The organism is Vibrio mediterranei (genome assembly GCF_900088415.1).
In the GTDB taxonomy this organism is placed as follows: Bacteria; Pseudomonadota; Gammaproteobacteria; order Enterobacterales; family Vibrionaceae; genus Vibrio; species Vibrio mediterranei.
Map to the genome: position 1 here is coordinate 100,398 of NZ_FLLQ01000003.1, position 20,098 is coordinate 120,495.

Here is a 20,098-nt window from a genome sequence, read left to right on the forward strand (position 1 = left end):
CTATTCAAATTCACTACCTTTGTTATCCAACTCGCGTCTGCCACAGATTTGGCAGGTGACATAGCGGTCCATATCATAGTAGTGCCCGCCATTGATAAACGCGTGCAGCAATAACTTAATTCGACCAAGGATCTTTGGGTCTTTGTCATAGCGACTTGGTTTACGTATCAAGACTTCGTTATGAACAGTTTCTTTATTACATGATTGGCAGTAATGCTGACCAGTAAACATGGGACACCTCCTGTGCAGTGAAAACGAGGTCGTTAAATGGCACGAGAGATGCCCCCTTTAATCATGGTAGCAGAGTGAACTTTTAGCGGATGGCGTGTTTTGGAGACTTGCCTCGCAACTGTTAATGCGAAATGACAGTTGATCGGTTACTATGCATACCTTCATAACGTGAACTAAGGATGTAGTGCGATGTTAAAAGTGGCTATTAATGGCTTTGGTCGCATTGGACGAAATGTACTTCGAGCAATCTATGAAAGCGGCAAAAACGATAAAATACAAGTCGTCGCGGTCAACGAGCTTGCTCAACCTGAAGCAATGGCACATTTGCTTCAATACGATACTAGTCATGGTCGATTTGCCAAGAAGATCTCTCACGATCAAGAGCACCTGTATGTTAATCACTGCGATGGCAAGTTCGATACGATTCGAATTTTACACTCTGCTGAGATAAATTTGCTGCCTTGGCGTAATTTGGACGTTGATATCGTCTTGGATTGCACTGGGGTATTTGGTTGCCGTGCCGATGGCCTAGAACATATCGCTGCGGGTGCTAAAAAAGTACTATTTTCTCACCCTGGTTCACACGATCTTGATAACACTATTATTTATGGTGTGAATCATGACTCCTTGACACAAGAGCAGGTTATTGTTTCTAACGGCTCTTGCACCACTAACTGTATTGTTCCTGTCATTCAAGCGTTAGACGAAGCATTCGGCATCGATTCCGGTACCATTACCACTATTCACTCGGCGATGAATGACCAACAAGTTATTGATGCTTATCATAGTGACTTACGAAGAACGCGTGCTGCGAGCCATTCTATCATTCCAGTTGATACTAAATTGCATAAAGGTATTGAGCGCATTTTTCCGAAATTTTCTAACAAATTTGAAGCAATTTCTGTCAGAGTGCCAACAATTAACGTCACCGCTATGGATTTAAGTGTAACTATAAATACGAATGTGAAAGTTAATGACGTAAATCAAGTCATTATTAACGCATCTCGGTGTACATTAGACGGCATTGTTGACTATACTGAAGCACCGCTGGTTTCGATAGACTTTAACCATGACCCACACAGTGCCATTGTCGATGGGACACAGACCCGAGTAAGCGATGGTCGCTTGGTCAAGATGTTGGTTTGGTGTGACAACGAGTGGGGCTTTGCTAATCGTATGTTAGACACTGCTTTAGCAATGCAGGCGTCCAAGTAGTATCAAGGGCGCAATTTGGGAAAATATTAATTTCGATGCTTGAAATTAATATTCATAAGCCCAATATAAGTAAGCAGTTGATGATTTCCAAAACTTGGCAAGAAGCCGGGTTTTCAAAAACTTTATTTATTTTTTAGTTGAGAGGACTAAACATGTCTGTAATCAAGATGACTGACCTGGAACTAGCAGGTAAACGCGTATTTATCCGTGCGGATCTGAACGTACCTGTAAAAGACGGTAAAGTAACTTCTGACGCGCGTATCCTAGCGTCTCTACCAACCATCAAGCACTGCCTAGAAGCTGGCGCTAAAGTAATGGTTACGTCTCACCTAGGTCGTCCTACTGAAGGCGAGTACGCAGAAGAGTTCTCTCTACAACCAGTTGTAAACTACCTAAACGACGCTCTTGATTGCGAAGTTAAGCTAGCAAAAGACTACCTTGAAGGCCTTGAGCTAAACACAGGTGAACTTGTTGTTCTTGAAAACGTTCGCTTCAACAAAGGCGAGAAGAAGAACGAAGAAGAACTATCTAAGAAATACGCAGCACTATGTGACATCTTCGTTATGGATGCATTCGGTACAGCTCACCGTGCACAAGCATCTACTCACGGCGTTGGCATGAACGCACCAGTTGCGTGTGCAGGTCCTCTACTAGCTAACGAACTAGAAGCGCTAGGTAAAGCAATGGATAAGCCAGCTCGTCCAATGGTTGCTATCGTAGGCGGTTCTAAAGTTTCGACTAAGCTAACGGTTCTTGAATCTCTATCTAAAATCGCTGACCAACTTGTTGTTGGCGGTGGTATTGCGAACACGTTCATCGCAGCTGCGGGTCACAACGTAGGTAAGTCTCTTTACGAAGCAGACCTAGTAGACACTGCTAAGAAGCTAATGGATGAGTGTGCAATTCCAGTGGCAACTGACGTTGCATGTGCAAAAGCATTCGACGAGAACGCTGAAGCAGAAATCAAACACGTTTCTGAAGTTCAAGACGACGATATGATTTTCGACCTAGGTCCAGATTCAACAGCTGAACTAGCGAAAATCCTAAAAGATGCTAAAACTATCCTATGGAACGGCCCTGTAGGTGTATTCGAGTTCAAGAACTTCGAAGCAGGTACTGAAGGCATTTCTAAAGCGATCGCTGAATCAGACGGTTTCTCTGTAGCAGGTGGTGGTGACACGCTAGCGGCTATCGACAAGTTCGGTATCAAAGCTGACGTTTCTTACATCTCTACAGGTGGCGGTGCATTCCTTGAGTTCGTTGAAGGTAAAGTACTACCAGCAGTAGCAATGCTTGAAGAGCGTGCTAAAGCATAATCATCTTTATAGAGCGGGCTTATTGGTCCGCTTTTATCTATGCTGCAATGGGTGATTAACTTTGATACAATGCCGCCCATTGTGAGCAAACGATTGCCAATTTTTATTTAAAACGACAGAAAATAGGACTTATTCCATGTCTAAGATCTTCGACTTCGTAAAACCAGGTGTTATCTCTGGCGATGACGTTCAAAAAGTATTTGAAGTTGCTAAAGAGAACAACTTCGCTCTTCCTGCAGTAAACGTAGTTAACACTGACTCTATCAACGGTGTTCTTGAAGCAGCAGCTAAAGTTAAAGCTCCAGTTGTTGTTCAGTTCTCTAACGGCGGTGCTGGCTTCTTCGCTGGTAAAGGCGTTAAGCTTGAAGGTCAAGGCGCACAAATCCTAGGTGCAGTTGCTGGTGCAAAATACGTTCACGCAGTTGCTGAATCTTACGGTATCCCAGTAATCCTTCACACTGACCACGCAGCTAAGAAACTTCTACCTTGGATCGACGGTCTTCTAGATGCGGGTGAAGAGTTCTTCGCTCAAACTGGTAAGCCACTATTCTCTTCTCACATGATCGACCTTTCTGAAGAGTCTCTAGAAGAGAACATCGAAATCTCTGCTAAGTACCTAGCTCGCATGGCGAAAATGGGTATGACTCTTGAGATCGAACTAGGTTGTACTGGTGGTGAAGAAGATGGCGTTGATAACTCTCACATGGACGCATCTGAGCTTTACACTTCTCCAGAAGACGTAGCATACGCATACGAGAAACTACACGCTGTTAGCCCACGTTTCACTATCGCTGCTTCTTTCGGTAACGTACACGGTGTTTACAAGCCAGGTAACGTTGTTCTAACTCCAACTATCCTACGTGACTCTCAAGCATACTGTGCAGAGAAGTTCGGTATTGCACCTAACGCTCTAAACTTCGTATTCCACGGTGGTTCTGGTTCTACTGAAGCAGAAATCCAAGAGTCTATCGGCTACGGTGTTATCAAAATGAACATCGATACTGATACACAGTGGGCAACTTGGGACGGTATCCGTTCTTACGAAGCTGAGAACCACGATTACCTACAAGGTCAAATCGGTAACCCAACTGGTGAAGATGCGCCAAACAAGAAGTACTACGACCCACGCGTATGGCTACGTGCTGGTCAATCTTCAATGGTTGCTCGTCTAGAGAAAGCATTCGCTGACCTAAACGCTATCGACGTACTATAAGATTAAATCGTATAAGATTTAACTGATAGTAAGATGAAAAAAGTCGCTCTTTAGAGCGGCTTTTTTTGTGCCTGATGAAAATTATGTGATTGTGCTTAAAAAAACTGGCATAAACGCATATGTTTGCGTAACCTTTTGTTAAGTAATGTGTATTGGTATTCATACTCTCAATGCATCTCACCAAGTGCGCCTTTGCTAATAGTACAGTGGTATTAGCTAAGGTTCGCTACGCACTATTTATATTTTCAAGAGGTAAAACAATATGGCCAATGAGTCAGTTGATATCCAAGCACCTATTGTGGATGGATTGTCGAAAGCGGAGCAGTGGTTAACCAACAACTCCGATTTACTTGTTCAATATGGCGTGAATATCATTTCAGCTATTCTGATTCTGTTTATTGGTAACATCGTTGTAAAAGCGGTGGCTAATAGCGTTTCTAAATTGCTACATAAGAAGAAAATGGATAAGGCCGTTGTTGAATTTATCCACGGTATTGTTCGTTACACATTATTCGTTATTGTTTTAATTGCCGCATTAAGCCGAATTGGTGTTCAAACTGCGTCAGTGGTAGCGGTAATTGGTGCCGCTGGTTTAGCTATAGGTCTAGCACTGCAAGGTTCACTATCAAACTTTGCCGCAGGTGTCTTGATTGTGGGTTTCCGTCCTTTTAAGTCAGGTGACTATGTTGAGATCGGTGGAGTGGCTGGTTCAGTTGACTCTATTCAAATCTTCCAAACGATTCTTACCACGCCAGACAATAAGATGGTTGTTGTACCTAATGCCTCGGTTATTGGCTCACCAATCACGAACTACTCTCGCCATGCCACGCGTCGTATCGACCATGTTATCGGTGTCTCTTACGGTGCAGATCTGAAGAAGACTCAAGAAGTGATTCGTAGAACACTAGAGGCAGATGAGCGCATTCTAAAAGAGCCAGGTACTACGATTGGCGTTGTAGCCCTTGCAGACTCTTCAGTGAACTTTGTTGTACGTCCTTGGGTTCGTACCGAGCAGTACTGGGATGTATATTTTGATTCGCTCCAAGCGATCAAAGAAGCATTAGACGCAGAAGGCATCGAAATTCCATTCCCTCAGATGGATGTTCATTTGAACAAAGTTGAGAGCTAATCAGCGTTTTATTGTCAAAAAAGCAAAAGGTGAAGCATTATGCTTCACCTTTTTTCATGTCTATTTCTATGATGTCATTGGGCAGCAGAGACAGTACTCGTTGTAAATCTGTTCCTGACAAACCGAAAGTCCATTCAGGTAACCCCGGGGTGTATAAGACTTCCTGAGCTGAAAACAAAGCCTTATCAACGACAATCATTATCTCGTCTGGTAACCCAATAGGACAGACCGCTCCTGGTACACAACCTATTTGTTCAGTCATATCTTCGTTGCTGCAAATTGAAGTGCGCTTCCCCACCGCTTGCTTCAATAGAGCTTTGTCGAGTCGGGTATCTTTATCGGTGAGAAAGAGTGCAAACCCGCCTCCTTTCTTCTTCAAAAATAGACTCTTACTATGAGTGCCTGTCCATCCTAGCTCTTTGGCAATTCGTTCATCAGTGGCAAAGTCGAGAATAGGCTCATGTTGCCATTGATTAAATGAAATAGCATGCTCATTGAGTAGGGCGACATTGGTCAAATATATCTGCTGGGTATTATCCATCGTTAGGCCATCAACCCTTTAGTCAGTAGCAAGGCGATAGTAAACATCATAGCGGCCACTGCCAAGTCGATACCTTTCTTCACTTTTGGTTTAGACAAGGTTGGTCCCAGTTTTGCGGCGCCAAGTGATAAGGAATAAAACCAAACAAACGATGCGAGTACAGTACCAATTGCAAAAGCGATACGATCATTTCCTTCAAACTGACCACCAATGGAGCCAAGAATGACCACGGTATCCAGATACAGGTGAGGATTTAATACCGTAACCGCTAATGCTCCTAGAACGACAGTGCGGCGACCGCGAGCTAAGACTTCACCTGAAGACTCTTGAGCCGATGGCTTTTTAAAAGCGCTCTTTAGAGAGAGCAGACCATAGCCAGTTAAAAATGCAATGCCGCCTAACGTTACCCCGGTAAGCAACAATTCATTTTGCGATAATATCGCACCGCCACCGAAGATCCCCAAAGAGATAAACGTCATATCTAGCAGGCTACAAACCGTTGCCGTCGTAAGATGATGATTACGCCTAATTCCCTGATTTAAAACGTAAGCGTTCTGAGCGCCAATTGGGATAATCATTGTCGCGCCCAATCCGAAACCTTGAAGAAGCACCCAAAAATTCACTTTAATTTCCTCACCGCAGCATAAAAGAGAGCGTGAGAATAGCGATTCGTTTATGATTAGGATAGTTAATAATATTAATGAGAAATAAGTCATACTTATGATGTGTGATTTGTAATCAAAGCGATGAAAAAGAGGGCGATTTATGCGCGGATTAGATTACAAATGGATCGAAGCGTTGGACGCAATTGTTGAGCAACGAAGCTTCGATAAAGCGGCAGAACACCTGTATATTTCTCAGTCTGCCGTGTCTCAGCGAGTTAAGCAATTAGAAAAATGGCTGGCTCAGCCTGTCCTTGTTCGAGAGCAGCCACCAAGACCGACCGCTGTAGGGAAAAAGCTCTTAGGCTTATATCGTCGAGTGCGGCTACTTGAGCAAGAACTGGTGCCAGAACTCGCGGCTGACTTGGGGGATAAACCGCTTTCTGTGTCATTAGCAACCAACGCTGATAGCTTAGCGACGTGGCTGCTTCCGAGTTTGTTTCCGCTTTTGGAAGCGAAACGAGTTGAGCTCAATCTCATTGTTGATGATGAAGGTCGCACCATCGAAAAGCTCAAAAACGGTGAAGTGGTCGGCGCAATAAGTTTAGAGTCGCAATCTATCCCTGGGTGTGTGGCTGACTATTTAGGGCGAGTCGATTATCTTTGTGTGGCAAGCCCAAGCTTTATTAAACGCTACTTCAGCCAAGGAGTGAACCGAGAAAGTTTAATTAAAGCGCCAGCAGTGGCTTTTGACCAACATGATAAGATGCATCAGCGATTTGTTAATCAACACTTTAATATTATGCCGGGCAGCATACTCAAACATACGGTGCGCAGCTCAGAAGCCTTTGTGAAGCTTGCGGTCGCCGGTGTGGCTTACTGTCTTATCCCCAAGTTACAAATTCAAGATGAACTGGCATCGGGGGCGTTAATTGAGCTTACGCCGAATATTTTGCTGTCTCATCAAATTTATTGGCACCACTGGCAACTTGAAAGTGGGGTGCTTGGTGAGGTTTCAGACGCCATTATTAGTCACGCGAGACAGTACTTGCCTCAGTAGTGGAACGTCATGTTTGTGTCAGTGTTTACTTTTTAGGGAACCTATATTCTCAACTTATGCCTAATCTTGAGTATAAAGGTTAAAAACAGAACGAGGACTCTTCAATGAAACGCTCATTTGCACTAGGTACATTAGTGGTTGCCCTGTTTGCTGCGCCAGTTTTTGCTAACCAACCGGATTTCCCTCATATCTCGACCACGGGTTATGGTGAGATAGAGGCAACACCAGATATGGCAGAGTTTTCAGTGCGAGTTGTACAGTCTCAAATGAATGCTGACCAAGCAAAACAAGGTGTTGACTCTGTGGTAGACAAGTTTCTTTCTGGCTTGATGTCTGAAGGCATCGAAAAGAAAGATATTCAGAGCTCAAACCTGTACTTATCGCCTCAGTACCATTATCCAGAAAAAGGTAAACCTGAGTTGGTTGGCTATCGTGCATCGCGTACAGTGACTGTTCAGGTGATGGACTTAGAGAATCTTAATAACTATCTCGATCTTGCGCTTGAATCAGGGATTAACCAAGTTGACAACATTCAACTTAAAGTGAAAGACCAAGGTCAATATCAGGAAGCGGCACGCATGGCGGCCATTAAAGATGCGCAAAGCAAAGCTGCTTCTTTAGCGAAAGGATTTGATCAAAATCTTGGCAAAGTATGGCGCATTGAATATCGTCAACCGATGAACCAACCCGTAGTGATGCGCAGTATGGCGATGGATAGTAAAATGGAGTCTAATAGCTATCAAGATTCGGTAATTACTATTCGTGACCGAGTGGATGTTACCTATCAAATTGGAAAATAAAAAAACGCCCTGACTAGTCAGGGCGTTTTTTTAGCTGTTGTTCGCTTAGTGCAGAATACGAGATCGTAGTGTGCCTTCAATCAACTTTAGCTTAGCCAGCGCTTCTTCAGAGCGTGCTGTTTCGACATCAATAACCACATAACCGATATCTGAAGCTGTCTGTAAATATTGACCTGCGATGTTGATACCTTCATCCGCAAAGATGGTGTTTATCTGAGTTAGAATACCAGGGCGGTTTTTGTGAATGTGCAATAGTCGTGAACACTCGGTGTGCTCTGGCAGTGATACTTCTGGGAAGTTCACACTTGAAAGCGTTGAGCCATTGTCAGAATATTTCGCCAGTTTTCCAGCCACTTCTACACCGATGTTCTCCTGAGCTTCTTGCGTAGAGCCACCGACGTGCGGCGTTAGGATCACATTATCGAATTTCATCAATGGAGACTCAAATGGGTCTGCATTGGTCTTTGGTTCTTCAGGGAATACGTCAATTGCAGCCCCTGCAAGGTGACCTGCTTCGAGGGAATCGCAAAGAGCAGGGATATCCACTACTGTGCCACGAGCAGCGTTAATGAAGATGGCACCCGGCTTCATTCTTTCAAACTCAGCGGCTCCCATCATATTCTTGGTTCCTGGGGTCTCTGGCACATGCAGAGAGATAACATCACACTTATTGAGTAGCTCAGTCATGGTATGAACCTGAGTTGCATTACCAAGTGATAGTTTGTTCTCAATATCGTAGAAGTACACACGCATACCTAAGTTCTCAGCAATAATGCCAAGTTGGGTACCGATGTGACCGTAGCCAATGATACCGAGTCGCTTACCACGCGCTTCGTATGAGTTATCGGCACTCTTCTTCCAAATTCCACGATGGGCAAGTGCGTTTTTCTCAGGAATACCGCGCAGTAGTAACAGGATTTGACCAAGAACCAATTCTGCAACACTTCGCGTGTTAGAAAATGGTGCGTTGAAAACAGGAACGCCACGTTTCGCAGCAGCATCAAGGTTAACCTGGTTGGTACCAATACAGAAACAACCGACTGCGACTAATTTGTCTGCGGCATTAATCACTTCTTCAGTCAGGTTAGTTCGTGAACGAATCCCGATAAAGTGAACGTCTTTAACGGCTTCAATCAGCTCTTCTTCTGGTAAGGAGCCTTTATGATAGGTGATATTGGTGTATCCAGCCGCTTGCAAAACTTCTACTGAAGATGGATGTAAACCTTCAAGTAGCAGAATTTTTATCTTATCTTTTTCCAGTGAAACTTTGGCCATTTAACTCATCCTTAACATGGGAAATTCGGGCTTAATTAGCGCACATTTGACAGTGAGAATATCGAGGAGGGAGCTTCCAACTGCTTGAGGCAAACGTTTTCCTTGTGCGTCTTGTGACCAATAAAGTAACAAAAAAGTTGTACGTTGGGTAAGAAAATTACGGAATAAGGCATAATTTTCTTATAGAAAAACGAAAAAACGGCACCCAAGGTGCCGTTTGTAGTCTAATGACGTAATCGCGTTTAATATATTGACCAGCTTTGCTAGGTACTATTAGAACCCGTTTAGTCTTTATTCTTCGATTTTTGCACCTTCTGGAGTGCCAGTAATGATCACATCAGCGCCACGGTGTGCAAATAAACCTACTGTTACCACGCCTGCTAGAGCGTTGATCTTGTCTTCCATATCTTTAGCATCAGTGATTTGCATACCGTGTACGTCTAAAATGACGTTACCGTTGTCTGTAATCACACCTTCACGGTAAACCGGGTCACCACCAAGTTTCACTAGTTCGCGAGCCACGTAAGAACGTGCCATTGGGATAACTTCTACAGGTAGTGGGAACTGGCCAAGAACATCAACGGCCTTAGTACCATCAACGATACATACAAACTTGTCTGAGATAGCGGCTACGATCTTCTCACGTGTTAGTGCTGCACCACCGCCCTTGATCATGTCACGAGTTGGGTTGATTTCATCTGCGCCATCAACGTAAACATCAAGATAAGCCACATCGTTGCAGTCGAAGACTTCAATGCCTAGCGCTTCTAGCTTCTCTGTTGAAGCAATCGAACTGGATACTGCACCTTTGATATCTTCTTTGATTGTGCCTAGTGCATCAATGAAGTGGTTTACAGTTGAGCCTGTACCAACACCAACAATGCTATCTTTTTCGACATACTTTAGTGCCGCCCAACCAGCAGCTTTCTTCATCTCGTCTTGAGTCATGGTTGAATCCCAGTTTTGATTTAAGGTGAAAATGCGGGCGAATTATATATCAATTTCGACGACAAATGCGCTGAAAAAATAGCGATATGACAAAAAACTGCGAAAAACAGCAATCGATTGCTCTATTTCTCTTTGGAGGTGAAGTAGGAAGCTATTTGTTCCAGTGCCAGATCTTACTTGGTGTGACTATGGTGGCTAGTGGAATGTCCCATGACTCGCTAGGCAGTGTGTCTACTCGTTGGCAATCATGCGCAAGGCCAATAGCAGTCGGCCCTAAATCAGTGTTTTCCCAAGGAGCTAACGTTCGATCATAGTATCCACCTCCCATGCCTAAGCGTTGACCTGAATCATCAAAGGCGACCAAAGGGGTAAAGATAATATCCAACTCGGACACTGGACAAATAGCTCGCTGATCAAGCTTGGGCTCTAAAATCTTATATTGATTGAGGACTAAAGGCGTATCTTGAGCGTAGCGAAGGAAAAGTAACTGACCTTTTGAGAAGGGGTGAATCACTGGCAAATAGGTTTCGATACCCTGTTGCCAAAACCATTGAATGGTCGGTAACGTATCCAGTTCACCATCTGTGGCTAGGTACAACGCGACTTTTCTGGCGGTACTAAGGATGCTCAATTCGCCAACTCTTGTCATTAAGTTATTGGCGTAGATGGTTTGTTGATCTTGGTTTATCGATTGGCGACGAGAGCGTACGAGAGTACGTATTTGTTGCCTTGTAGAAAGAGACATTAGGAATACCCCAGAGTGCCGTTGAGGATTGTGGCCCTTGAACCAGCTGGTTCAAGGCGGATCAGCAATGTTAACCGTAGGCTTCTCGGTACGAGCCGAGCTTGCTCAATAGTTATCAAATACTAACCCTTTGGTATTGCTTATCGGCTCAGGGACTTAAATCCACTGACGTACACCCCAGGGTAAAATTAGGTTTGCTGTCCTTGCTTTACTTTACTAATTGCATCTTCTAGAGATGCGGCGAGCTGTTCCATACGCTCGTTCATTTGTGCCACTTCTTGTTGTGACTCATCGCTACGATTATTGAGTTCATACGACATGTTCAATGCAGCAATGGTAAGCAGTTTAAGCTCGTTGGTTACTTTAGTCCTTTGGGACATTTCTTGCAATCGATTATCTAGGTCTTGGGCTGCTTTAATCAGGGTTTCTCTCTGATCTGGGGGGCAATTCACCCGTGTCAGTTTTCCCAAGATTTCGACTTCGACAGCTTGATTTTCCATAATGACAAGAACTCTTTTAAGTATCACCACATTAGGTAATGTTGAGGAAGAAACTATAGGTAAACGAGCATTAAGATTCAAGCTTTTCTGTAGTGTCGGTGCCAATTGCGTGGCTAACAACACACGAAATCGACAATTCGCACAAAAGCTACTCAGAAACGTGTGGGATGGCGTTTTCGCCAGAGGTGGGAAGTGATAGCATTGCAGGTCAGATTCAAAAATCTATGTTATGAATAGCGAGCTTATTCATAAACATGGTGCTAATTCATTGAAACGAGTATTGCTATGAGTGAAACAACACTACCTAATTACATTACGATTGCTACTGAGCTGCAACAGGCAGGGTTGGCGGTATCGCCAGCGGAACTTCATGGCTTGCTTGTGGGTATGGTAAGTGGTGGATTAGGGCTGAGCGATGACAGCTGGCAGCCACTTATTTTCGATTACACCAATGATGGTATGGGGTGGCCGCAATCCAATCTGGCGACGGCGAAATCTCTACTCGCTTTTTCAATCAAAGAACTGACGGCAGAACAGGGCTTTGAACTTTCATTGTTTATTCCTGGAGAAGAGGTTGAAGCAAGTGTCTTTGAAATTGCCGATGGTTTAAGTGAATGGGTAAACCACTTTATTTCCGGACTGGGCTTAATTAATGCGCCTCTAAAAAAGGCATCTGCTGATGCCAAAGAAGCGCTTGCTGATTTGGAAGAAATCGCAAGACTGGGCATCGATGAAGATGATGATCTAGAAGAACAAGCTCAGCTTTTAGAGCAGGTAATCGAGCACGTAAAAGCGTGTGCATTGACCATTCATGCTGAGTTTGGCGTAAAACCAAGTAAACCGTCAGAAACACCGACTATTCACTAATTAGTTCGTCCGTCTTATCAAGGAGAAAGGCAGTGTCAAATAAGTATGATGTTGTAATTGCAGGAGGAGCAATGGCAGGGGCGACTCTAGCTATGGCTCTCGACTACTGCAGTAATCATGCGTTGAAGATTGCTGTTATCGAACCATTTCTTTCGGACAGCCAATCACACCCTGGCTTTGACGCTCGTTCGATCGCTCTTTCCCATGGGACCGTAGAGATTCTCAAGCAGTATAAGTTGTGGTCTTTGATTCAAGACCATGCCACACCTATTACTCATATTCATGTCTCAGATCGCGGTCACGCCGCCATGACTGACTTCTACGCGGCGAAAGAAGGGTTAAAGGCAATGGGGTATGTGGTCGAACTTGCGGAGCTAGGGCGCCGATTTAATCAAAGACTCACCAATAGCTCGAACATTGATTTACTTTGCCCTTGCTCGGTAGAGGATGTGGCTCAACACCAGCATCATGTTGCCGTCTCAGTCAAAGATGAGTCTGGCAGCGTCAGCCTACTTGAAGCAAAACTTCTTGTGGCTGCTGATGGAGCAGACTCAAAGAGCTGTCAAGTTGTAGGTTTAGAGCAGCTGAGTCATGATTTCGGACAAGTTGCGATCATTGCTAACGTCAAAACCAGTGAAGATCCTAATGGTCGCGCCTTCGAGCGTTTCACTGAACATGGTCCGTTAGCCTTGTTGCCCATGTCTGATGAGCGAAGTTCTTTAGTATGGTGTATGACTCCGGAGCGTGCACAGCAAGTCGTGAACCTTCCTGACACTGACTTCTTGTCCCTTCTTCAACAAGAATTCGGCTGGCGCTTAGGTCGTTTTACTAAGGTAGGGGCGGTTGCCAGTTACCCACTTTTGCTACGTCATCGACCACAAATTGTTAAACATCGAGTCGCTGCTGTCGGTAATGCAGCTCAGACGCTACACCCTATTGCAGGGCAAGGCTTTAACCTTGGGATTCGCGATATTGCGACTTTGGTCGATTCGTTGCTTGAAAGCCTTCAAGATGTAGGTGAATACGCTAATCTAAATAGATTCCAAAGCAATCGCCAGCAAGATCGAGAGCTGACGATCACCATGACGTCTGGGTTAGTACACATATTTTCAAATGACTTTTTTGCCCTTCGATTAGGCCGAAATGTAGGTTTAGGGCTAATGGATAATTTTCCACAGCTTAAGTCGCCGATTTTTAATCGAGCACTTGGGGTTGTGAATAGGTAGTACAGAGATATGCAAAGTTTTGACTTAGCCATCATAGGTGGCGGAATGGTGGGCCTTGCTCTCGCCCGCGCACTAAAAGACACCGATCTGCGAATCGCAGTCGTAGAAGGGAATACTCCAGACAAAGATATTTCAGGAGACCCTGATATCCGTGTCTCAGCACTAAGCCGTGCCAGTGAGACCATCTTGAAAAACCTCGGCGCATGGGATGCAATTCAAAAACATCGCTGTGCTCCTTATTACGCGATGGAAGTGTGGGAGCAGGACAGTTTTGCTCGTATTGAGTTCTCTGCTAGTCAGATGTCTCAACCAGACCTTGGCCATATCGTTGAAAATCGTGTCATTCAGTTGGCCTTGTTAGAGCAAGTTGAAGGACAAAATAACGTGACGCTCTTTATGCCGCATCGTTGCCAGTCAATGGCCGTAGGTGAAAGTGAAGTGTGGATGACGTTAGATAATGGGCAGTCATTTACTAGCAAATTGGTAGTGGGTGCAGACGGTGCCAACTCATGGGTGAGAAAGCAGCAAGATATCCCACTTACTCATTGGGATTATGGACACAGTGCCCTAGTTGCGAATATCTCGGTTGATGACTTTCATGATTGTGTTGCGAGACAAGTGTTTACACCGCAAGGGCCGCTTGCATTTCTACCATTAGATGACCGCAGTCTATGTTCTATCGTTTGGTCAACCGAACCACAACGAGCAGAAAAACTTGCCAAAATGTCGGAAGCGGAGTTCAACAAAGCGCTGACCGCTGAATTTGATAGCCGCTTAGGTCTCTGCCATGTGAAGTCTGAACGACGAGTTTTCCCTTTGAAGATGCGTTATGCGCGTGACTTTGTTACCGAGCGAGTTGCGCTTGTTGGTGATGCTGCACACACTATCCACCCACTCGCAGGGCAAGGCGTTAACCTTGGATTACTTGATGCTGCTAGTCTGTCACAAGAAATATTCAAGTTATGGCGCGCAGGAAAAGATATTGGCCGCAAGCGTAATTTACGTGAATATGAACGTTGGCGCAAAGCGGAGGTGGCTAAAATGATCGCTGCTATGCAAGGCTTTAAAGACCTGTTTGAAGGTGATAACCCTGCGAAGAAACTTATCCGCGGTATCGGTATGAGCTTGGTAGGACAGTTACCTGGTGCGAAGCAAGAAATTATGAGCCGTGCTTTGGGGATGAGGGGACACCTACCAGAACTAGCAAAGACAGAAGTCAGTCAAAGCTAACCATTGCGTTAAAGATAAAGATTAAAAAAGGGGCAGCTTGGCTGCCCCTTTTAGATGGTTGTAGTTGTTGCCCATCTTGGTGGGCTTAAGTTTAGCGTAGGGTGGTTATCGTTATTTGATTGTAATGCTCTTTATGCGTATGCACAGCGGAGTTTCATAACTTCTTGATTTATCTCTTTTACCGCTTGAAAATGACGTTTTTCGGCGCGTTCAGGGATAATCAACTTTCCATTATCAAACTCAAATCCGCCTAAACCATAAATATAGATTCTGCCTCTGAATAGTCGACTCACATGTTTAGCAATCATACCTGGTGTATAGCGCTTAAACAGTCTCATTTAGCCTTCCTTATAATGTTACCTAGCGAACGAATTATAGTTAAAACCTCAATCTAAATGTGTGATAGCACGGGCTTTACGAGCGTGCTGCTATAGCTAAGTGAGCGTTTTGTGGAGCGTTTTGCAATTCCATTGCGATGTCACTATATCTCCGTGATATCTAGCACAAAAGCTTCGATTGGGGTCTTCCATTCTCGATTTTTGCTCTATTTGAATAGCTTAGTATTACAGTGGTATGAATCGAGCTTTTTATTCGCTCTGCAATCAGCAACCTGTATGTTCCATTGACTATTACTAATAGGTACGTATATGTAGACCGAGCAAATCAGAAAAAGTTGTCACGAGGACACACTCTTTTACAAAACCTGGACATGGAGGGGAGAAACTGTGCGAAAGGTAGCAAGTGAACTCAAAAAAAAGCCCGCATAGCGGGCCAAATGTCACAGATGCATTACACAAAAGTGGAGTTACTGCCTGAGCAGAGATTCACTCTAGTGTTGCCACCAGTAGCCTTGAAGTGCTAGCTGGCGACAATATGTACAATACCCCAAAAAAACACCAATGACTATTTATGCTTAAAAAATGTATAAAATCTCACTGCATCTAAGTGTTAAATTAGATCCATTTCACGCTTCTATGATCTAACACGACATTAATTTGCATCGATTGGTTACGGAAACCGCTACCGAGTGATATCCGACCATTGAGGAGAACAGTGAGCAACGAGATCATTGAGCGCTATCTCAATACCCGCAATGCGTTGCCCGCTGCTGATGGTGACTAAGGTGTTTTGCTTTAATTCATTATCAAAAATGATAGGCATGGGGGTTTTTAACAGCAAGGGAGTGACAGTGCCAATAGTAAAGCCGGTAAGAGCTTCAACTTGTTCACTGGAAACACAGGTCATTCGACGAGTATTCAATAAAGCGCGTACTTTTTTCGGATCCACTTGTTTGTTGCCCTGACAGCAGGCAAGGGCAAGTTGGTTATCCATATCTCGCAGTAACAAGGTTTTGACCATTTTATGAGTTTCGATACCACGCAATTTGGCAGCATCCTCAATGGATACTGCCTCACGGGATTGCATCAAGACTCTATAGGGAATATCACGTTCATCCAGATAGGCAGTTATGCGTGTATCAATCATCCCTTACTCTTGGTCGAGTGGGTAAGGTGGCAGTTCCAGGCTCAAACGACTGTCGGGTTGAGAAGCTAAACGGAACTGAGAATCTTCATCGAGATTGTTGGCAATAACCATAGCGGCAACGAATTCACCATTGCTGTATTGGTAATGTGCCAGTACCTCTCCGGCCTTGCGCCAGTTTTCTCCCACTGAACGCTCGATGTCAATAATGTCGTCATCGCTAAGTGGAGAATTGAGCAGACCTCTCACATTTGCCAGCATGCGTTTGTTGATGCCACGATATTTCGCTCTTGCGACGGTCTCTTGACCTGTGTAGCAGCCTTTATTGAAGCTAATTCCATCTAGTGCTTGTAAATTCAAGGCTTGAGGTATGTGTTGATTTTGTTGCTCTGCTTCTAAGATAGGTAGCCCTTGCTCAATATCAAACTTGGTCCATAGTGATTCTTCGACCCAGAGTAACTCAGAACCAGAAGAAAGTGATGACTGCAGGTCACCATCAACTAACAGCATCCAACGCTCATCATTAATTTGAATAGCGGTGCTGCCTTTGTTTTGGCGCACAGCACCAGAGGTTGGGAATTGTTGATCAATCCATTGCTGAGCGCCTGTTCCCATCACACCGATAAGTGGCTTGGTGCTAATAATGAGTTCTACCTTAGAAAAAACGGCATATTTCTTGAGTTCTGTCAGTTCTTTCTCTAGTGCCGATTGAGGTTGAATCATGGCGTAACCGTTCTCGATGTGGCACAGCCTAAAAGCACTCCAGACTTTACCTTTAGCATCGCAATGCGCTCCAAAAGTGGATTGATTCTGCTCCAGCGAAACCACATCACAGGTAACCTGACCTTGAAGGTAAGACTTACGATCGTCGCCGGTCATTTCGAGAGCGCCCCAATGATTCAGTTTGCTAAACAACAAATCGGGTAGTTCTGTGGTAGGTGTTATTTCAATTGCCTGTGTGTTTGGTTGCCAATCCATAGTTCTTGGTCTCGTTGGTAAACATATCACCCATGTTAATCTTCAGGATGGATTTTGTCAGCTGAATGTTGTTGCACGAAATCTTGTGATGAAAGTAGAGTTTGTGTGATGCAGACAGTGGTGGGCGATAAACTTGCTTGTTACACTCGGCCGATATTAGTTGTAGATGGAGAATGGAATGTACTCTAGTGAAGAAAAAGCTCGAATTAAGTGGGCATGTCGTCGGGGTATGTTAGAACTGGACGTAGTGATTATGCCGTTCTTTGAGGAGTGCTTTGACACTCTCAACGATCAAGAACAGAAAGACTTTGTCTCTCTGTTAGAGTGTGACGATCCAGATTTATTTACTTGGGTAATGGGCCATGGTCGTAGTGAAAACTTAGGACACGCCTCTATGGTTGATAAAATCGTTGCTCATAACCTCAGCAAGGTCCGCTAAGCTATTTTCAAGTCATGCAGGTAAGGATGCGCTCGATAATGCCTACCTGCAGATTCATCCTTCCTGTCTCGCTGCGATTATTAATAGTTCACTTACTATTCTATTATTGGCAACTTGCATTGCGTCATCCGCTCCGCTTTTACTCACACTTTACGTCATCGCCATATTTGGTCGGACTTATTGGTTGCATCCAGCCTTAAATGGCCAATTAATCCTGAAGTCATCTTTGGTCACATTAAATAATACCGAGCTTGGCTCCCCCCGTTACTTTCTTGCTTTCCGCTACTGGCTCATAGGAATTTATGATCAAGACAATGGCTGGCGCTTAATCTGGCGGGATAGTTGTGATGAGTCGGCGTATCGTCGCTTGATTTTGGTAATAAAAAAGCAGTCACATCAGTGACTGCTTCGATATCATGGTGACGAGATAAGTAGCCAGATCAGACCGTTGGCGCTTGGTCTTGAGGCGATAGTATCGTTGGTCCGCTATTTTTTAACATATCAGGGTAGTCGAGCGTATAGTGCAGTCCGCGACTTTCTTTACGCTGCATTGCGCATCTCACCATCAATTCGGCAACTTGCAGTAAGTTACGCAGTTCAAGTAAGTTATTCGACACTTTGAAATTGCTGTAGTACTCATGCGTTTCTTGTTGCAGCATTTGAATACGACGAAGTGCTCGCTCTAGTCGCTTGTCTGTGCGTACGATACCCATGTAATCCCACATAAATAGACGTAACTCGTGCCAGTTATGTTGAATAATGACTTCTTCATCAGAACAGCTAACTTGGCTTTCATCCCAAGCTGGAAGACCATCAACCAGAGCTGCATCGTCGAATTTCTCTAGAATGTCATTGGCTGCAGCCCAAGCATAGACCACACATTCAAGTAGAGAGTTTGATGCCATACGGTTCGCACCGTGAAGTCCGGTATAACTTACTTCACCGATGGCGTACAATTGTTCTAGGTCTGTTTTACCAGACTTGTCCACCATGACACCACCGCAGGTATAGTGAGCGGCAGGAACGATTGGAATTGGCTCCTTCGTCATATCGATGCCAAGGTCTTGCAGGCGCATATGGATGGTTGGGAAGTGTTTAATAATAAACTCTTCAGGTTTATGGCTGATATCCAAATACATGCAATCTGCACCTAAGCGCTTCATTTCGAAGTCGATAGCGCGAGCAACAACATCACGAGGAGCAAGTTCTTCACGCTCATCGAAATCGGGCATAAAACGCGTTCCATCAGGGCGTTTTAAGTAAGCGCCTTCGCCACGTAAAGCTTCCGTCAACAGGAAGTTTCGCGCGTCAGGGTGGAATAGACAAGTTGGGTGGAATTGGTTGAATTCTAAGTTAGCAACACGACAGCCTGAGCGCCAAGCCATAGCGATACCGTCACCAGAAGAGACATCAGGGTTAGATGTGTACTGATACACTTTTGATGCACCACCTGTGGCTAAGACAACAAACTTAGCGCGTACCGTTTCAACGTGCTCTTTATTGCGGTTCCAAATATAGGCGCCAACCACTTTGTCTTTATCACCGCCAACCTTGTCTTCAGTAATAAGGTCTAGTGCGTTGTAGCGTTCGAAGATTTCGATATTAGGATGGCTATTAACGTTATCTTGCAGAGTGGTTTGCATTGCCATGCCTGTGGCATCGGCGGCATGCAGAATCCTACGATGGCTATGACCACCTTCACGAGTCAGGTGATAACGAGGTTCTTCGTCTTTGGCGGTCTCTACTTGGTCAAAAGGAACACCACCATCGATTAACCATTGCACGCACTCTTTCGCATTTTCTGCGATAAACTGAACGGTGTCTTGTTCACAAAGCCCGGCTCCAGCGATATTGGTATCGTTAACGTGAGACTCGATGCTGTCTGTCTCATCGAATACCGCAGCAATGCCACCCTGGGCGTAGTAGGTCGCCCCTTCACTTCTTGGGCCTTTACTTAATACGATAACTTTAGCGCGTTCGGCGACTCGTAAAGCCAACGATAAACCTGCGGCGCCACTTCCTATGACTAAAACATCACAAAGATGCTCTCGGTTTGTGTTCATAATTACTTTAAAATCCTGACCTATCGTAGAGTAAAATCACTCTACCTAGATAAAAGTGCGCGATAGGAAGCTGCATAGACAGCTGGCGAAGGGCACTTGCATCAAGGATTACCTACCTGAGATAACACGTTGAAAAATCGATTGTGTTAAGGAGCTAAGTAATCCATTCTTGTAAATTGACAACATTGTAGTTGACGCCAAATCACATTGTGAATGATTAATGACAAAAAAACTGAGA

21 protein-coding genes and 1 other RNA gene are annotated in these 20,098 nt (G+C 44.5%); 10 read left to right on the forward strand and 12 right to left on the reverse strand.

Annotated elements, in window-relative coordinates; genetic code table 11:
* Complete coding sequence (locus VME0621_RS10400; protein WP_038228938.1) at positions 1 to 231, reverse strand: hypothetical protein; 231 nt, start codon at positions 229 to 231, stop codon at positions 1 to 3.
* A 189-nt stretch (positions 232 to 420) separates the two neighbouring features.
* On the opposite strand from VME0621_RS10400, the gene epd reads away from it, so the two are divergent.
* The 4 genes from epd to mscS all read left to right on the forward strand — a co-directional run bounded on the left by epd (position 421) and on the right by mscS (position 5,104).
* Positions 421 to 1,446 carry an erythrose-4-phosphate dehydrogenase gene (epd, locus tag VME0621_RS10405; protein WP_062456605.1) on the forward strand — a complete coding sequence of 342 codons (1,026 nt, stop codon included), beginning with the start codon at positions 421 to 423 and terminating at the stop codon, positions 1,444 to 1,446.
* Between the two features lie 152 nt (positions 1,447 to 1,598).
* The gene (locus VME0621_RS10410) at positions 1,599 to 2,762 is read left to right on the forward strand and encodes a phosphoglycerate kinase (protein ID WP_006075685.1); all 1,164 of its coding nucleotides are present in this window, start codon (positions 1,599 to 1,601) and stop codon (positions 2,760 to 2,762) included.
* A gap of 136 nt (positions 2,763 to 2,898) precedes the next feature.
* Entirely contained in the window at positions 2,899 to 3,975 is a 1,077-nt protein-coding gene (gene fbaA, locus VME0621_RS10415; protein ID WP_031494713.1) for a class II fructose-bisphosphate aldolase, read from the forward strand.
* Between the two features lie 262 nt (positions 3,976 to 4,237).
* A complete protein-coding gene (gene mscS, locus VME0621_RS10420) occupies positions 4,238 to 5,104 on the forward strand; it encodes a small-conductance mechanosensitive channel MscS (protein ID WP_038228944.1) in 867 nt (288 codons plus the stop codon).
* Positions 5,105 to 5,141: 37 nt separating this feature from the next.
* On the opposite strand, the gene VME0621_RS10425 is transcribed toward mscS, so the two are convergent.
* Both VME0621_RS10425 and VME0621_RS10430 read right to left on the reverse strand, forming a co-directional pair.
* Positions 5,142 to 5,645: a YbaK/EbsC family protein gene (locus tag VME0621_RS10425; protein WP_038228947.1), complete on the reverse strand. Its 504-nt coding sequence runs from the start codon at positions 5,643 to 5,645 to the stop codon at positions 5,142 to 5,144.
* Positions 5,646 to 5,647: 2 nt separating this feature from the next.
* Entirely contained in the window at positions 5,648 to 6,268 is a 621-nt protein-coding gene (locus tag VME0621_RS10430) for a LysE/ArgO family amino acid transporter (protein ID WP_062456608.1), read from the reverse strand.
* Between the two features lie 142 nt (positions 6,269 to 6,410).
* On the opposite strand from VME0621_RS10430, the gene VME0621_RS10435 reads away from it, so the two are divergent.
* Both VME0621_RS10435 and VME0621_RS10440 read left to right on the forward strand, forming a co-directional pair.
* Positions 6,411 to 7,307, forward strand: coding sequence for a LysR family transcriptional regulator ArgP (locus VME0621_RS10435; protein ID WP_006075602.1), 897 nt, complete (start codon positions 6,411 to 6,413; stop codon positions 7,305 to 7,307).
* Positions 7,308 to 7,411: 104 nt separating this feature from the next.
* On the forward strand, positions 7,412 to 8,107 hold the full coding sequence (locus VME0621_RS10440) for an oxidative stress defense protein (protein WP_038228953.1): 696 nt from the start codon (positions 7,412 to 7,414) through the stop codon (positions 8,105 to 8,107).
* Positions 8,108 to 8,152: 45 nt separating this feature from the next.
* Here VME0621_RS10440 and serA read toward each other — a convergent pair whose 3' ends face one another.
* From serA to VME0621_RS10465, 5 genes are all read right to left on the reverse strand, one after another.
* Positions 8,153 to 9,382: a phosphoglycerate dehydrogenase gene (serA, locus tag VME0621_RS10445; RefSeq protein WP_062456611.1), complete on the reverse strand. Its 1,230-nt coding sequence runs from the start codon at positions 9,380 to 9,382 to the stop codon at positions 8,153 to 8,155.
* Positions 9,383 to 9,673: 291 nt separating this feature from the next.
* Entirely contained in the window at positions 9,674 to 10,330 is a 657-nt protein-coding gene (gene rpiA / locus VME0621_RS10450) for a ribose-5-phosphate isomerase RpiA (protein ID WP_006075606.1), read from the reverse strand.
* Between the two features lie 151 nt (positions 10,331 to 10,481).
* Positions 10,482 to 11,075, reverse strand: a complete 594-nt coding sequence (locus VME0621_RS10455; RefSeq protein ID WP_062456613.1) for a 5-formyltetrahydrofolate cyclo-ligase — start codon at positions 11,073 to 11,075, stop codon at positions 10,482 to 10,484.
* Between the two features lie 3 nt (positions 11,076 to 11,078).
* A non-coding RNA gene (ssrS, locus tag VME0621_RS10460) (6S RNA) lies at positions 11,079 to 11,262 on the reverse strand.
* 1 nt (position 11,263) lies between these two features.
* On the reverse strand, positions 11,264 to 11,575 hold the full coding sequence (locus tag VME0621_RS10465; protein ID WP_031494009.1) for a cell division protein ZapA: 312 nt from the start codon (positions 11,573 to 11,575) through the stop codon (positions 11,264 to 11,266).
* A 285-nt stretch (positions 11,576 to 11,860) separates the two neighbouring features.
* Here VME0621_RS10465 and VME0621_RS10470 point away from each other — a divergent pair, with 285 nt between their 5' ends.
* Genes VME0621_RS10470 through VME0621_RS10480 form a run of 3 tightly spaced genes read left to right on the forward strand, consistent with a single transcriptional unit; the run spans position 11,861 to position 14,898 of the window.
* Complete coding sequence (locus VME0621_RS10470) at positions 11,861 to 12,442, forward strand: YecA/YgfB family protein (protein WP_062456616.1); 582 nt, start codon at positions 11,861 to 11,863, stop codon at positions 12,440 to 12,442.
* 32 nt (positions 12,443 to 12,474) lie between these two features.
* Positions 12,475 to 13,668 (forward strand): 2-octaprenyl-6-methoxyphenyl hydroxylase, encoded by a 1,194-nt coding sequence (ubiH, locus tag VME0621_RS10475; protein WP_082795475.1) that lies wholly within the window; start codon positions 12,475 to 12,477, stop codon positions 13,666 to 13,668.
* Positions 13,669 to 13,677: 9 nt separating this feature from the next.
* Positions 13,678 to 14,898 (forward strand): FAD-dependent 2-octaprenylphenol hydroxylase, encoded by a 1,221-nt coding sequence (locus VME0621_RS10480; protein WP_062456619.1) that lies wholly within the window; start codon positions 13,678 to 13,680, stop codon positions 14,896 to 14,898.
* 131 nt (positions 14,899 to 15,029) lie between these two features.
* Here VME0621_RS10480 and VME0621_RS10485 read toward each other — a convergent pair whose 3' ends face one another.
* From VME0621_RS10485 to ygfZ, 3 genes are all read right to left on the reverse strand, one after another.
* Positions 15,030 to 15,236, reverse strand: a complete 207-nt coding sequence (locus VME0621_RS10485; protein WP_006075511.1) for a DUF1107 domain-containing protein — start codon at positions 15,234 to 15,236, stop codon at positions 15,030 to 15,032.
* Positions 15,237 to 15,918: 682 nt separating this feature from the next.
* Positions 15,919 to 16,383: an aminoacyl-tRNA deacylase gene (locus VME0621_RS10490; RefSeq protein ID WP_062456622.1), complete on the reverse strand. Its 465-nt coding sequence runs from the start codon at positions 16,381 to 16,383 to the stop codon at positions 15,919 to 15,921.
* A 3-nt stretch (positions 16,384 to 16,386) separates the two neighbouring features.
* Entirely contained in the window at positions 16,387 to 17,358 is a 972-nt protein-coding gene (gene ygfZ, locus VME0621_RS10495; RefSeq protein ID WP_062456625.1) for a tRNA-modifying protein YgfZ, read from the reverse strand.
* Between the two features lie 178 nt (positions 17,359 to 17,536).
* Here ygfZ and VME0621_RS10500 point away from each other — a divergent pair, with 178 nt between their 5' ends.
* Positions 17,537 to 17,797, forward strand: a complete 261-nt coding sequence (locus VME0621_RS10500) for an FAD assembly factor SdhE (protein ID WP_006075514.1) — start codon at positions 17,537 to 17,539, stop codon at positions 17,795 to 17,797.
* Positions 17,798 to 18,237: 440 nt separating this feature from the next.
* On the opposite strand, the gene nadB is transcribed toward VME0621_RS10500, so the two are convergent.
* Entirely contained in the window at positions 18,238 to 19,860 is a 1,623-nt protein-coding gene (gene nadB, locus VME0621_RS10505) for an L-aspartate oxidase (RefSeq protein ID WP_062456628.1), read from the reverse strand.
* Positions 19,861 to 20,098 lie beyond the last annotated feature (238 nt).

Bases quoted from the DNA above. Each gene is read 5' to 3' on its own strand.
- VME0621_RS10400 (WP_038228938.1), bottom strand. From the start codon at position 231: ATGTTTACTGGTCAGCATTACTGCCAATCATGTAATAAAGAAACTGTT.
- nadB (WP_062456628.1), bottom strand. From the start codon at position 19,860: ATGAACACAAACCGAGAGCATCTTTGTGATGTTTTAGTCATAGGAAGT.
- VME0621_RS10485 (WP_006075511.1), bottom strand. From the start codon at position 15,236: ATGAGACTGTTTAAGCGCTATACACCAGGTATGATTGCTAAACATGTG.
- VME0621_RS10410 (WP_006075685.1), top strand. From the start codon at position 1,599: ATGTCTGTAATCAAGATGACTGACCTGGAACTAGCAGGTAAACGCGTA.
- serA (WP_062456611.1), bottom strand. From the start codon at position 9,382: ATGGCCAAAGTTTCACTGGAAAAAGATAAGATAAAAATTCTGCTACTT.
- VME0621_RS10480 (WP_062456619.1), top strand. From the start codon at position 13,678: ATGCAAAGTTTTGACTTAGCCATCATAGGTGGCGGAATGGTGGGCCTT.
- VME0621_RS10435 (WP_006075602.1), top strand. From the start codon at position 6,411: ATGCGCGGATTAGATTACAAATGGATCGAAGCGTTGGACGCAATTGTT.
- fbaA (WP_031494713.1), top strand. From the start codon at position 2,899: ATGTCTAAGATCTTCGACTTCGTAAAACCAGGTGTTATCTCTGGCGAT.
- VME0621_RS10465 (WP_031494009.1), bottom strand. From the start codon at position 11,575: ATGGAAAATCAAGCTGTCGAAGTCGAAATCTTGGGAAAACTGACACGG.
- rpiA (WP_006075606.1), bottom strand. From the start codon at position 10,330: ATGACTCAAGACGAGATGAAGAAAGCTGCTGGTTGGGCGGCACTAAAG.
- VME0621_RS10440 (WP_038228953.1), top strand. From the start codon at position 7,412: ATGAAACGCTCATTTGCACTAGGTACATTAGTGGTTGCCCTGTTTGCT.
- VME0621_RS10455 (WP_062456613.1), bottom strand. From the start codon at position 11,075: ATGTCTCTTTCTACAAGGCAACAAATACGTACTCTCGTACGCTCTCGT.
- VME0621_RS10470 (WP_062456616.1), top strand. From the start codon at position 11,861: ATGAGTGAAACAACACTACCTAATTACATTACGATTGCTACTGAGCTG.
- VME0621_RS10500 (WP_006075514.1), top strand. From the start codon at position 17,537: ATGTACTCTAGTGAAGAAAAAGCTCGAATTAAGTGGGCATGTCGTCGG.
- epd (WP_062456605.1), top strand. From the start codon at position 421: ATGTTAAAAGTGGCTATTAATGGCTTTGGTCGCATTGGACGAAATGTA.
- ygfZ (WP_062456625.1), bottom strand. From the start codon at position 17,358: ATGGATTGGCAACCAAACACACAGGCAATTGAAATAACACCTACCACA.
- VME0621_RS10425 (WP_038228947.1), bottom strand. From the start codon at position 5,645: ATGGATAATACCCAGCAGATATATTTGACCAATGTCGCCCTACTCAAT.
- VME0621_RS10490 (WP_062456622.1), bottom strand. From the start codon at position 16,383: ATGATTGATACACGCATAACTGCCTATCTGGATGAACGTGATATTCCC.
- mscS (WP_038228944.1), top strand. From the start codon at position 4,238: ATGGCCAATGAGTCAGTTGATATCCAAGCACCTATTGTGGATGGATTG.